Below are 12,049 nucleotides of genomic sequence, written 5' to 3' on the forward strand. Positions count from 1 at the left end.
CGTCTGCACTATGTCTGATGCTGCGCAGCCCACCGCTGCCGAGGTACGCGCCGCCGCCGAGGCGGTCAAGGCTGCGCTCGACCGCCACCTGGCGGCGGTCGAGCGCAGGTCGGGTGAGGACGATCCGGCCGTCTACGAGGCGTTCAACGAGCTGGCCGCGGCCGCCGAGGAGTACGACGAGCTTCTCTACGACCGCTATGACGAGGTCACTCCCTTCGAGATTCCCGGCACGGAAGAGGCCCTGCCGCCGTACACCGGGCCCGAGGAGCCCAATGCCCTGAGCGTGCTGATCCGCCGGGACTACGCGGTGGTGGAGCCGCAGCGGCTGCTGGCGCAGGCCCAGCGGGTGGAGGCCGTGGAGGAGTCCGGGGCCACCACCGCGGGCTTCGACGCGGCGTCCGGCACCGTGCACGGGGCGCTGGGCGTCCTCTTCGGCGAGTTCGAGCCCGACGAGATCGCCTCCCGGCACAAGGAGTTCGGCCTGGAGGAGGGCGACTCCACGCTGTGGGTCACCGCCTCGGACGAACCGGCCGAGCCCGGTGAGTGGCTGGAGGCCCCGTTCGAGCAGGCCGATCCCCATCAGGTGGTGTGCCGCTTCGACGTCAGCGCCGTCTTCGACGACGAGACCGAGGACGATCTCGACGACGTGGCGGACGAGCCGGACGATGACGCCGCGCCGGGTCTGCGCGGCGCGCTCGACGAGGACGAGGACCTGGAGCCGCTGGACGCGGATCGCTGAGGTCCGCCGGTTCGTACGGTGGCGGTCACGGGGCGGGTCAGCCCGGTGACCGCCACCGGTGCGTCCGGGGCCCTGAGGCCCCGGTCCGCGGCGGGACTCAGCCGGCCGCCGGAACCTGGGCCTTGAGCAGGGCCGGCAGGCGGGTCGTACGGGGCTTCGCGGCGACCTCCGCCACCGCGCGCGGCAGCGCCTGCTCCACGCCGTGGACCACGGAGAGGTGCTGCTCGGCGCGGCCGAAGGCCGTGTAGATCCAGGGCCTGGAGAGCGCCTGGGCGGCGTCGCCGGGGAGGACCACGACCGCGGCGGGCCAGCGGATGCCGACCGCCTGGTGCGCGGTGAGCGCCCAGCCGTGCCGCACGGTCTGCTCCACCCGCTCCTTCGGTACGACGACGGGGACGCCCGCACACTCCAGGTGCAGCCCGTCGGTGTCGGCCTTCACCACGCGGCCCGGGACCGCACGGCCCGGCGCGGGGGAGTACGCGATCCGGTCGCCCGGGTCGAAGCCGCCGAAGCGGCCCGGGCCGGGGTTGAGCCGCTCCTTCAGCGCGGCGTTGAGCACACGCGTGCCCGCCGCTCCGCCGTGGCCCGGAGTGATCACCTGGGTCTGCTCGGCCGGGATGCCGATCGCCCGCGGCACCGAGTCCGCGACGAGCTGCACGGTGCGATGGACGGCCTCTCCGGCGTCGCGGACCGGGACGATCACGACTTCCTTGCCCGGGGCGGCGACCTGGTTCAGCTCGCCGACGCCGATGCCCGAGACCAGCTCGCCCACGGGTCCGGGGTCCGGGGTCCGCGAGACGATCTGCGGGCACACCCGCGCGGCGAGCAGATCCGCGAAGACCCGCCCGGGTCCCGCCGACCACAGCACACCGGGGTCCCCGCTCAGCACGAGCCGGGCTCCGTCGGGCAGCGACTCGGCCAGCATCGCCGCGCTCTCGACGTCGAGCTGCGGTGCGTCGAGCACGACCAGGAGGTCGGTCTCGAGCATCCCGTCCGCGTCGCGCCCCGGGCCTTCGGTCCCGGAGAGCAGTCCGGCGACGGTGGTCACGGCTTCGTGGGTCCCGGCCGGGCTGCCGTGCGGCTCGCCCGGTGCACCTGGTGCACCCCCGCCGCCTTCCGCGCCGGGGCCGGGTGCCGACGGATCCGTACCCGTGGCCGCGCCCCGCGCACCCTCCGCGGCGGCGAGCAGCGCGCTGAAGCGGCGGCGGCCGTCCGGGCTGTGGGCGGCCGCGCACACCCGCAGGCCCAGGGCCCGGGCGGCAGCCACCAAGGCCGCCGGTTCGGCGCGGGACGCCTCGCCGCCGGTGTGCAGGACGAGGCCGTGGCCCGCGACGGCGCGGATCAGCTCGGCGGCGGAGCCGGTCGCGGCCGTCTCCCAGTCCGCGGCCGAACGGTCCTCCTTGGGCAGCGAGTTGACCACCCGGGCGAGCCCGTCGGCGAGGCTCTCCTCAGCGAGCGCGTACCGCTCCAGGCCGATGAGGACGCGGACCGGGACCTCCTGCTCGCCCTCCTCGCTCTCGTCTCCTTCCTCGGACTGCCGGGGGGCCGGGGACGCGCCCGGCTCGTCCAGCGCGTCCTGGAAGACCAGGGCGTCGCCCTCGGCGAGGGTGCTCTGCACGGCGGCGTCCGGGTCGGGCACCGAGCGCTGCGCGAGCGCCGCGTGGAGCGCCGGGGCCTCCAGGGCGGTGTGCCCGGCGAGAGCCGCCTGCTCCAGGAGCCATACGGTGACCGCACGGCCCCGCCGCTCGTCGTCCGGCCCGCACTCCGCGCCGAGCAGCGCCCGGGCGAACCCGTCGGCCTGCTCGGGCCGCACCCCCGTCACGCGCAGCAGCTGCCAGGGATCCTCGCGGAGCAGCAGGTCCGCTCCCTCGCCGAGAACCGCGGCGACCTGCGGCGCGAGCGCGTCGGGAGCACCGCCCTCGACGAGCACGGCCCGTACGGCGTCGGCGGCCTCGGACGCCACCGGCGCCGGGGCGCCGGCGGGCACGGACTGCGGGCGGCGCGCCGGCTCGGGCGCGGGCCTGCGCGGTGCGGGCTCCGGCTCGCTGAAGACGCTCGTCGGGGGCTTCTCCCCGCTCTCCACGGCCCGTACGGCCGCGAGCAGATCGGCTGCCTTGCCGCTCAGCCTCGCCCCGGCCTGGACCGGCCCCGCCTTCTCGGCCTTCCGCTGCTCGATCCGCTCGCGCAGCTCGCGCTGCGCGGCCAACTCGGCCTCGGCCTCGGACAACTGACTTGCGTCTTCACCGGCCGCGGCACCTTCGGTGGTGCTGCCGTCCGCGCCTTCACCGCTGCCCGTGCCGCCCCCGGCCGCGCCTGCTTCCGCCGAGCCGCTCACACCACCCGTCTCGTCGCGGCCGACCTCGTCGCCCACGCCGACGTCCTCACTGGAACCGGGCTCGCCGCCCTCGGCGGCCTCGTCGCCGGGCTCGGCAGGGGCGCGGCTCCCGTCCCCGGCCTCCTCGACGGTCTCGCCCTCGGCCCCGGGCCCTTCGGGCGACGGGCCGGCCCCCGGCTCGGCTTCCTCCGCGGCAGCGGGATCCGTGGTCACAGCGTGCTCCAGTCGTGATCGGGATAGTGGTGCACGGGCGCCGACACGTCGTCGAGCGCTCGGCAGATCTCGTCAGGAAGACTAAGGGTCTCCACTGACAACGCGGCCGTGAGCTGCGGCGCGTTGCGCGCGCCCACGATGGGCGCGGCGACGCCGGGCCGGTCGCGGACCCAGGCGAGGGCCACCTGGAGCGGGGTCACCGCGAGGCCGTCCGCGGCGGTCGCGACCGCGTCCACGATGCCGCTCGCCGCGTCGTCCAGGTACGGCGCGACGAAGGGCGCCATATGCTCCGACGCGCCCCGCGAGTCCGAGGGCGTCGCGTGCCGGTACTTGCCCGTCAGCACGCCCCGGCCCAGTGGCGAGGACGGGAGCAGGCCGATGCCGAGGTCCAGCGCCGCCGGCAGCACCTCGCGCTCGACGCCGCGCTGCAGCAGGGAGTACTCCATCTGCGTACTGGACAGCCGCGTCCGTATACCGGGCGCGGCGAGCTGCCAGGTCGCCGCCTTCGCGAGCTGCCAGCCGCAGAAGTTGGACACCCCGGCATAGCGCGCGCGGCCGCTGCTGACCGCGAGGTCCAGGGCCTGGAGGGTCTCCTCCAGCGGGGAGTCGGGGTCGAAGGCGTGGACCTGCCACAGGTCCACATAGTCCGTGCCGAGCCGCGCCAGCGAGGCGTCGAGCGCGGAGAGCAGATGGCCCCGCGAACCGTCGAAGCGGCGGTCGGGGTCCGGCACACTGCCCGCCTTGGTCGAGATCACCAGGTCCCGGCGCGGCACCAGCCCCTCCATGAGCTGTCCGAGCAGATACTCGGCCTCCCCGTCCCCGTACACATCGGCCGTGTCCACGAGGGTCCCGCCCGCCTCCCAGAACACCTTCAACAGGTCCGCGGCGTCGTGCTCGTCGGTGTCCCGGCCCCACGTGAGGGTGCCGAGTCCGATCCGGGACACGCGCAGGCCGGTACGGCCGAGATGCCTCTGCTCCATGTGGGCTGAGATTACTGGCCAGAAGTCGGTGTGTGGGGGGCCCTGTGGACAACCGGGATCACATGATCCCGAACCCCGTCCCTGCCGCTCGGCCCACCAGCGCGCTAGGGTGCCGCACAAGGGACGTTACTGATCAGTAAGGGGAATCGGCCATGCAGCTCGGGATCAACCTCGGCTACTGGGGCGCCGGAATGGACGCGGACAATCTCGCCGTGGCCAAGGAGGCCGACCGCCTGGGCTACGCGGTCTGCTGGGCCGCCGAGGCGTACGGCTCGGACGCGGCCACCGTACTGACCTGGGTCGCCGCCCAGACCGAGCGCATCGACGTCGGCTCGGCCATCTTCCAGATCCCGGCCCGCCAGCCCGCGATGACCGCGATGACCGCGGCCACGCTCGACTCGCTGTCCGGCGGCCGTTTCCGCCTCGGCCTCGGCGTCTCCGGTCCGCAGGTCTCCGAAGGCTGGTACGGCGTCAAGTTCGACAAGCCGCTGGCCCGCACGCGTGAGTACGTCGAGATCGTACGGAAGGCCATGACGCGCGAGCGTCTGTCGTACGAGGGCGAGCACTGGACGCTGCCGCTGCCCGGAGGACCGGGCAAGCCGATCAAGCTGACCGTGCACCCGGAGCGCGAGCACATCCCGCTCTACATCGCCGCGATCGGCCCGAAGAACCTGGAGCAGACCGGCGAGATCGCCGACGGCGCCCTGCTGATCTTCCCGTCCGCCGACCACCTCGAGGACACCGCGATCAAGCACCTGCGTGCGGGCCGCGAGAAGGCCGGCCTGACCATGGACGGCTTCGACGTCTGTCCGACCCTGCCCCTGGCACTCGGTGAGGACAAGGACGTGCCGGCCCTGGCCGACATGTTCCGCCCCTACACCGCGCTCTACGTGGGCGGCATGGGCAGCCGCAAGCAGAACTTCTACAACCAGCTCGCCCAGCGCATGGGCTACGAGAAGGAGGCCGCCGAGATCCAGGACAAGTACCTGGCCGGCGACAAGGAGGGCGCGGCCGCCGCCATTCCGCAGCAGCTCATCGACCAGACCACGCTGCTGGGCTCCGTGGACCGCATCGCGGACCGGATGAAGGCCTACGCGGCCGCCGGGGTCACCACGCTCACGCTGGCCCCCGCGGGCTTCACGCTGGACGAGCGGATCGCCTCGCTCCGGGCCGGGTCCGACGCCCTGGAGCGGGCCGGGCTCGCGTAACACCGGTCAACAGACGGGACGAGAGAGTTCTGCGGCCGTGGTGGGGGCTCGGGGGGTCTTCCCCGCCACGGCCGTCACGGAGAACAACGCGCCACGGCCCGCTCGGTTACGCGCCTCTCATGCCCCTCGCGTCCATCGTTCGGCGGAATTGTCCGACACAGATGTTGCCGCACCCCTGGCTGCCCATTTGACTCGTTCTTTGCGGAGTCCTGCATGAGAGGTGGCAGTCATGCTTTCGGCCAAGAGTCTTTTCCAGGAGATCATCGACAACGACGAGTCGTTCCGGCTCTTCTGCTCCATCGCCGCCAGCGGGGAGACACAGGGCGGCTGGGAGAACGCGCGGATCGCGGCCCTCGTCCCGGAGAGCGAACGCGCGCTCGCACCCAAGATCACCCGGCACGGCGCCGACGAGGACAAGCACGGGCGGATCTTCAACGCCCTCATGAAGAAGCGGGGCCTTACACCCGTCGAGGTCCCGCCCGAAACCGACTACACGATGCTCCTGGAAAAGCACGGCATCGGCCTCGCGCACGAGAAGCTCAAGCGCGACGAGCCGCTCACCGTGCAGGACATCGTCACCTACCTCTCCCACAGCAGGGTCACCGAGCAGCGCGCCGTGGACCAGATGGTGATGCTGCGCAAGGACTTCGGGGATCACCCGGAGGTCGGCAAGGCCGTGCGGATGATCTCGGGTGACGAGGACAACCACCTCGCGTACTGCCACGAGGAGCTGCTGCGCTTCGCATACGCGGGCCACGGCCGGGCCATCCAGAAGACGCTGCGCGAGTGCGCGCTCGCCGAGGTCCGCATCTACCGGGACGTCAGCCTCGCCGTGATGAGTCACATGGGGCGCATCCTCGGCTGGCCGAAGCCCAAGGCGGCGGTGCTCGCCGCGGGCATCCACGCCATGTACCTGTACGAGCGCTTCTTCGGCTGGCGGCGGATGGTCTCGCTGACGATGCCGGAGCGGCGCGACGCCCTGGGCGGGCCGGCGTCGTCGGCGGCACCCGAGTTCGCGTGATCGTGCTCCACGCGCGCGTGCGGCCTCGTACGCGGCACGCGCGCGTGGAGCTCGAAGAGCGCGCCTACAGCCAGCCGCGCCGCTTGAAGAGCCGGAAGAGCCCGATCTCCAGCAGGACCAACGCCAGCACCACGGCCGGATACGACCACTGCCAGTGCAGTTCCGGCATGTGGTCGAAGTTCATGCCGTAGATGCCCGCGATCATCGTGGGGACCGCGGCCATGGCCGCCCACGAGGAGATCTTCCGCATGTCGTCGTTCTGCCGGACGCTCATCTGCGCGAGATGCGCCGACAGGATGTCCGAGACCAGCCGGTCCAGGCCCTCCACGGACTCGTTCACGCGCGTCAGATGGTCGCTGACGTCACGGAAGAAGGGCTGTGCCTTGTCGTGGACGAAGGGCACGCCGGTGGTGAACAGACCTGTGCCCGAGAGCCGGGTCAGCGGCTGCGCCAGCGGGCCCGTGGCCCTGCGGAACTCCAGGATCTGCCGCTTGAAGGCGTAGATCCTGGAGGCCGAGTGCCGCGAGCCCCCGCCGGCCGGCGAGAACACCTCCGCCTCCAGCTCCTCCAGGTCGGTCCCCAGCTCGCCCGCCACATCCACGTAGTGGTCGACCACGGCGTCGGCGATGGAGTACAGCACCGCTGTGGGGCCGTGCCGGAGCATCTCGGGCTCGTCCTCCAGCCGGTGCCGCACGGCCGCGAGGGGCGACTCCACACCGTGCCGCACGGTCACCACGAACGAGTCGCCGATGAAGACCATGACCTCGCCGGAGGAGACGATGTCGCTCTTCGGCTCGTACCCCACCGGCTTGAGGACCATGAACAGTGAGTCGTCGTACACCTCGAGCTTGGGGCGCTGATGCGCCTTCAGGGCGTCCTCGACGGCCAGCGGGTGCAGCCCGAACTCCTCGGTGACCCGGTCGAACTCCTTCTCCGTGGGCTCGTACAGACCGATCCAGACGAAGGCGTCCCGCCCGGAGCGGCACTGTGCCAAGGCCTCGGAGAGGTCCTCGGGACCCTCCGTCCGGCGCCCGTCGCGGTAGATGGCACAGTCGACGATCACGGAGCGTATTCTCCCGCCGTTCGGCCCGCAGTGCACTCCGGCCGCCGCCCGGGTCCTGTCGCCGCACTCCCGTCTGCCCCGCCACGGCAGGACCTACTCTGGGCGGCATGCCCACCTTGATCCTCGTCCGGCACGGACGCTCCACCGCCAACACCGCGGGACTGCTCGCCGGGTGGACACCCGGCGTCGCCCTCGACGAACGCGGCGCCGCACAGGCCGCCGAGCTGCCCGGGCGCCTCGCGGAACTGCCGATCGCCGAGGTCGTCAGCAGCCCCCTGCAACGCTGTCAGGAAACGATTCAGCCGCTCCTCGACGCCCGCCCCGAGCTGCGCGTGCACACCGACGAGCGCATCGGCGAGGCCCACTACGGGGACTGGTCCGGCCGCAAGCTCGCCGAGCTGAGGGACGAACCACTGATGGAGGTCGTCCAGACGCATCCGTCCGCGGCCGCGTTCCCCGGCGGGGAGTCGATGCGGGCCATGCAGACCCGGGCCGCCGAGGCGGTACGGGAGTGGAACGCGCGCGTGGAGCGCGATCACGGCGGTGACGCCGTGTACCTGATGTGCTCGCACGGCGACATCATCAAGTCCCTTGTCGCGGACGCGCTCGGCCTTCATCTGGACCTCTTCCAGCGGATCTCCGTAGAACCGTGTTCCATCACCGCGATCCGTTACACACGACTGCGGCCATTTCTCGTTCGCCTCGGGGACACCGGCGATTTGACGTCACTCGCGCCGCGCGAGGAGCCTCCGGGCGGCGACGCCACGGTCGGGGGCGGTGCGGGCGCACCGTGATCGTCGGCCGCAGTAGGGTGAAGCGGTCGAAGCAGCGCAGCAGTTGTCAGCAGCAGACGCAGTCGACGGCAGAAGCAGTCGATCGATCCAATGGAGACAGGACGTGTCCCGTCAGGTGTTCCTCTATGACCCGCCGGACCGTTTCGTGGCCGGCACGGTCGGGCTGCCAGGGCGCCGTACCTTCTTCCTGCAGGCCTCCACAGGACCCCGGGTGACCAGTGTGGCCTTGGAGAAGACGCAGGTCGCGGCGCTCGCTGAACGGATGGACGAGCTTCTCGACGAGGTCGTACGGCGTACCGGGGGCAGCGCTCCCGTCCCGGCGATGGCCCCGGCGGAGGTCTCCGACACCGCCCCTCTGGAAACTCCCGTGGAAGAGGAGTTCCGGGTCGGCACCATGGCGCTCGCCTGGGACGGCGACGAACAGCGGATGATCGTCGAGGCGCAGGCGCTCGTGGAGCTGGACGCCGACACCGACGAAGACCTCGCCGCCGCCGAGGAAAGGCTTCTGCAGGACGAGGAGAACGGTCCGCCGATGCTGCGGGTCCGTCTCACCGGGGCCCAGGCCCGCGCCTTCGCCAAGCGCGCCCTCGACGTCGTCAACGCCGGCCGGCCGCCCTGTCCGCTGTGCAGTCTCCCGCTCGACCCGGAAGGACACGTATGTCCGCGCCAGAACGGATACCGCCGCGAAGCGTGACCACGGCCGAGCTGCTCGCCGAGGGCGAGCTGACGGTGCGCGGACGCATCCGTGAGGCCTCCAACGCGGTACTGCTGTGCGATGTGACGTACGAGGGGCGGAAGGTGTCCTGCGTCTACAAGCCGGTCGCCGGTGAGCGCCCGCTGTGGGACTTCCCCGACGGGACCCTCGCCCAGCGGGAGGTCGCCACGTACGAGGTGTCCGAGGCGACCGGCTGGGGGCTCGTCCCGACCACCGTCCTGCGCGACGGGCCGTACGGCGAAGGCATGTGCCAGCTGTGGATCGAACCGGAGCCCGGCGGTGCGGAGCTGCTCGCGCTGGTCGACGGCGAGGAGCCGGGCGAGGGCTGGAAGGCCGTCGGCTTCGCCGAGATCGGCGAGGGGCGGACGGCGCTTCTCGTGCACGCCGACGACGAGCGGCTGCGCAGGCTCGCCGTCCTCGACGCGGTGATCAACAACGCGGACCGCAAGGGCGGGCACCTGCTGCCCGCGCCCGAGGGCCGGCTGTACGGGATCGACCACGGGGTCACCTTCAACGCCGAGAACAAGCTGCGGACGCTGCTGTGGGGCTGGGCGGGGGAGAAGCTCACCCCCGAGGCGGTCGAGGTCCTGGAGCGGCTCAGGGACGCCCTGGGCGGGACGCTGGGCGTGCGGCTGGGGGAGCTGATCACCGAGGCCGAACTGGACGCCACGCGCGCGCGTGTAGCCGCTCTCCTCAGATCCGGACGGCACCCGGAGCCCTCGGGGGAGTGGCCCGCGATCCCGTGGCCGCCCGTATAACCACCAGGAACGGTCCGGTCGGTCGACGACGCACACTCCGGACCCGTACGCAAGAGTGCCTTCCCGGCCATCGGCCTGGTCCGGTTCGTATACGGAACATCCGTCCGGTTAGGCTCGAGACATGCATGCCTGGCCCGCTTCTGAGGTCCCCGCCCTGCCCGGCAAGGGCCGCGACCTCCGGATCCACGACACCGCGTCCGGGGATCCTGTCACCCTCGACCCCGGTCCCGTCGCCCGTATCTACGTCTGCGGCATCACTCCGTACGACGCGACCCACATCGGTCACGCGGCGACCTACAACGCGTTCGACCTCGTGCAGCGCGTGTGGCTCGACACCAAGCGGCAGGTTCACTACGTCCAGAACGTGACGGACGTCGACGATCCGCTGCTGGAGCGCGCCGCGCGGGACAGCATCGACTGGGTCGGTCTCGCCGAGAAGGAGACCGCCCTCTTCCGCGAGGACATGACCGCCCTGCGGATGCTGCCCCCGAAGCACTACATCGGCGCCGTCGAGGCCATACCCGGGATCGTCCCGCTGGTCGAGCGGCTGCGGGACGCCGGAGCCGCGTACGAACTCGAGGGCGACGTCTACTTCTCCGTCGAGTCGGACCCGAACTTCGGCAAGGTGTCCAACCTGGACGCCGCGGCGATGCGGCTGCTGTCCGCCGAGCGCGGCGGCGACCCGGACCGTCCGGGCAAGAAGAACCCGCTCGACCCGATGCTGTGGATGGCCGCCCGCGAGGGCGAGCCCAGCTGGGACGGCGCCTCACTCGGCCGCGGCCGGCCCGGCTGGCACATCGAGTGCGTCGCGATCGCGCTCGACCACCTGGGCATGGGCTTCGACGTTCAGGGCGGCGGCTCCGACCTCGTCTTCCCGCACCACGAGATGGGCGCTTCCCACGCACAGGTGCTGACCGGCGAGTTCCCGATGGCCAAGGCATACGTGCACGCCGGCATGGTCGCGCTCGACGGCGAGAAGATGTCCAAATCCAAGGGCAACCTGGTCTTCGTGTCGGCACTCCGCCGTGACGGCGTCGACCCGGCGGCCATCCGGCTCGCCCTGCTCTCGCACCACTACCGGGCCGACTGGGAGTGGACCGACCAGGTGCTCCAGGACGCCCTCGCGCGGCTCGACCGCTGGCGGGCCGCGGTGTCGCGCCCCGACGGCCCGTCCGCCGAGGCACTCGTCGAGGAGATCCGCGAGGCCCTCGCGAACGACCTGGACGCGCCGGCCGCGCTCGCCGCGGTCGATCGCTGGGCCGTGCGGCAGCACACCGAGGGTGGCACGGACGAGGGCGCCCCCGGCGTCGTGTCGCGTGCCGTGGACGCCCTGTTGGGCGTGGCTCTGTGAGCTAGACAGCGGCATTCACGGAATGGGGCGCTTCCTCCGCGCGGAGGAAGCGCCCCTTGCGTTCACATGCGGTCAGATCCTCTGGACCCGGACGCTCCGCAGGATGTTCGGAGACTGGGTGTCCCAGACGCCCACCACCTGGTGGCCGAACGCGAAGGCCTCCTGGATCTCGTCATGGGCCTGGGGGGTCGGGTTGTTGAGGACCCGGAACTGGTTGTTGATGCGCAGGAAGATCTGTCGCGGCTGCCCCTGGAGCGGGTGGACGATGTCGATGAAACCGTTCGCCACACCGGAGGCCAGCGGCTGCCTCGAGACCTGCTGGGCCATCTGCTGCAGCGCGGCCTGCGAGACCTGGTACAGCTGCTGCTGTGCCTGCTGCTCGGCCTGCTGCGCCTGCTGGTCCTGCTGCTGGCCCTGTTGCCCGAGCGGCTGCTCCTGGCCGAGCTGCTGGAGCAGCTGCTGGTAGGGCTGCTGCTGGCCGAGCTGCTGGAGCTGCTCGAGCGAACCGGGCATGCCCTGCTGTCCGGACGGCTGTTGCTGCTGGCCCTGTTGTCCGAACGGCTGCTGCTGCTGTCCGTAGGGCTGCTGCATCTGCTGTCCGAACGGCTGCTGCTGCTGACCGAAGGGCTGCTGACCCTGTTGCCCGAACGGCTGCTGCTGCTGACCCTGTTGCCCGGACGGCTGTTGCTGCTGACCCTGCTGTCCGAACGGCTGCTGCTGCTGACCCTGCTGTCCGAACGGCTGCTGGTACGGCGAGGTGCTCGGGAACTGCTGTCCCTGCTGGCCCTGCTGGCCCTGCTGTCCCTGCTGTCCCTGCTGTCCCTGTTGGCCCATCTGCGGGGTGATGCTCATGCGGGTGCCACCTTCCGTCA

General features: G+C 71.7%; 11 protein-coding genes. 7 read left to right on the top strand and 4 right to left on the bottom strand.

Features of this window, described 5'->3' with window-relative positions:
• The first annotated feature begins 10 nt into the window (after nt 1-10).
• Complete coding sequence (locus tag GAS53_RS07510; RefSeq protein ID WP_151476670.1) at nt 11-739, top strand: hypothetical protein; 729 nt, start codon at nt 11-13, stop codon at nt 737-739.
• Between the two features lie 97 nt (nt 740-836).
• Here GAS53_RS07510 and GAS53_RS07515 read toward each other — a convergent pair whose 3' ends face one another.
• Together GAS53_RS07515 and GAS53_RS07520 are read right to left on the bottom strand one after the other, a co-directional pair.
• The gene (locus tag GAS53_RS07515; RefSeq protein ID WP_151476671.1) at nt 837-3,287 is read right to left on the bottom strand and encodes a helix-hairpin-helix domain-containing protein; all 2,451 of its coding nucleotides are present in this window, start codon (nt 3,285-3,287) and stop codon (nt 837-839) included.
• Entirely contained in the window at nt 3,284-4,267 is a 984-nt protein-coding gene (locus GAS53_RS07520; RefSeq protein WP_151476672.1) for an aldo/keto reductase, read from the bottom strand. The genes GAS53_RS07515 and GAS53_RS07520 overlap by 4 nt, the downstream gene beginning before the upstream one ends.
• Before the next feature lie 152 nt (nt 4,268-4,419).
• On the opposite strand from GAS53_RS07520, the gene GAS53_RS07525 reads away from it, so the two are divergent.
• Both GAS53_RS07525 and GAS53_RS07530 read left to right on the top strand, forming a co-directional pair.
• Nucleotides 4,420-5,475 (top strand): LLM class F420-dependent oxidoreductase, encoded by a 1,056-nt coding sequence (locus GAS53_RS07525; protein ID WP_151476673.1) that lies wholly within the window; start codon nt 4,420-4,422, stop codon nt 5,473-5,475.
• 229 nt (nt 5,476-5,704) lie between these two features.
• On the top strand, nt 5,705-6,496 hold the full coding sequence (locus GAS53_RS07530) for a ferritin-like domain-containing protein (protein WP_151476674.1): 792 nt from the start codon (nt 5,705-5,707) through the stop codon (nt 6,494-6,496).
• Between the two features lie 64 nt (nt 6,497-6,560).
• Here GAS53_RS07530 and corA read toward each other — a convergent pair whose 3' ends face one another.
• Complete coding sequence (corA, locus tag GAS53_RS07535) at nt 6,561-7,559, bottom strand: magnesium/cobalt transporter CorA (protein WP_192583006.1); 999 nt, start codon at nt 7,557-7,559, stop codon at nt 6,561-6,563.
• A gap of 107 nt (nt 7,560-7,666) precedes the next feature.
• On the opposite strand from corA, the gene GAS53_RS07540 reads away from it, so the two are divergent.
• From GAS53_RS07540 to mshC, 4 genes are all read left to right on the top strand, one after another.
• Nucleotides 7,667-8,353, top strand: coding sequence for a histidine phosphatase family protein (locus GAS53_RS07540; protein ID WP_151476675.1), 687 nt, complete (start codon nt 7,667-7,669; stop codon nt 8,351-8,353).
• 103 nt (nt 8,354-8,456) lie between these two features.
• Entirely contained in the window at nt 8,457-9,047 is a 591-nt protein-coding gene (locus GAS53_RS07545) for a DUF3090 domain-containing protein (RefSeq protein WP_151476676.1), read from the top strand.
• Nucleotides 9,011-9,826, top strand: a complete 816-nt coding sequence (locus GAS53_RS07550; protein WP_192583007.1) for an SCO1664 family protein — start codon at nt 9,011-9,013, stop codon at nt 9,824-9,826. Before GAS53_RS07545 ends, GAS53_RS07550 begins: the two co-directional genes overlap by 37 nt.
• A gap of 121 nt (nt 9,827-9,947) precedes the next feature.
• Nucleotides 9,948-11,177, top strand: coding sequence for a cysteine--1-D-myo-inosityl 2-amino-2-deoxy-alpha-D-glucopyranoside ligase (mshC, locus tag GAS53_RS07555; RefSeq protein WP_151476678.1), 1,230 nt, complete (start codon nt 9,948-9,950; stop codon nt 11,175-11,177).
• Between the two features lie 72 nt (nt 11,178-11,249).
• On the opposite strand, the gene GAS53_RS07560 is transcribed toward mshC, so the two are convergent.
• Nucleotides 11,250-12,029, bottom strand: coding sequence for a hypothetical protein (locus GAS53_RS07560; protein ID WP_225858791.1), 780 nt, complete (start codon nt 12,027-12,029; stop codon nt 11,250-11,252).
• Nucleotides 12,030-12,049: the final 20 nt, after the last annotated feature.

Source organism: Streptomyces albicerus, from assembly GCF_008905045.1.
Classification (GTDB): domain Bacteria; phylum Actinomycetota; class Actinomycetes; order Streptomycetales; family Streptomycetaceae; genus Streptomyces; species Streptomyces albicerus.

Bases quoted from the DNA above. Each gene is read 5' to 3' on its own strand.
- GAS53_RS07510 (WP_151476670.1), top strand. From the start codon at position 11: ATGTCTGATGCTGCGCAGCCCACCGCTGCCGAGGTACGCGCCGCCGCC.
- GAS53_RS07520 (WP_151476672.1), bottom strand. From the start codon at position 4,267: ATGGAGCAGAGGCATCTCGGCCGTACCGGCCTGCGCGTGTCCCGGATC.
- GAS53_RS07525 (WP_151476673.1), top strand. From the start codon at position 4,420: ATGCAGCTCGGGATCAACCTCGGCTACTGGGGCGCCGGAATGGACGCG.
- GAS53_RS07530 (WP_151476674.1), top strand. From the start codon at position 5,705: ATGCTTTCGGCCAAGAGTCTTTTCCAGGAGATCATCGACAACGACGAG.
- GAS53_RS07540 (WP_151476675.1), top strand. From the start codon at position 7,667: ATGCCCACCTTGATCCTCGTCCGGCACGGACGCTCCACCGCCAACACC.
- GAS53_RS07550 (WP_192583007.1), top strand. From the start codon at position 9,011: ATGTCCGCGCCAGAACGGATACCGCCGCGAAGCGTGACCACGGCCGAG.
- mshC (WP_151476678.1), top strand. From the start codon at position 9,948: ATGCATGCCTGGCCCGCTTCTGAGGTCCCCGCCCTGCCCGGCAAGGGC.
- GAS53_RS07560 (WP_225858791.1), bottom strand. From the start codon at position 12,029: ATGAGCATCACCCCGCAGATGGGCCAACAGGGACAGCAGGGACAGCAG.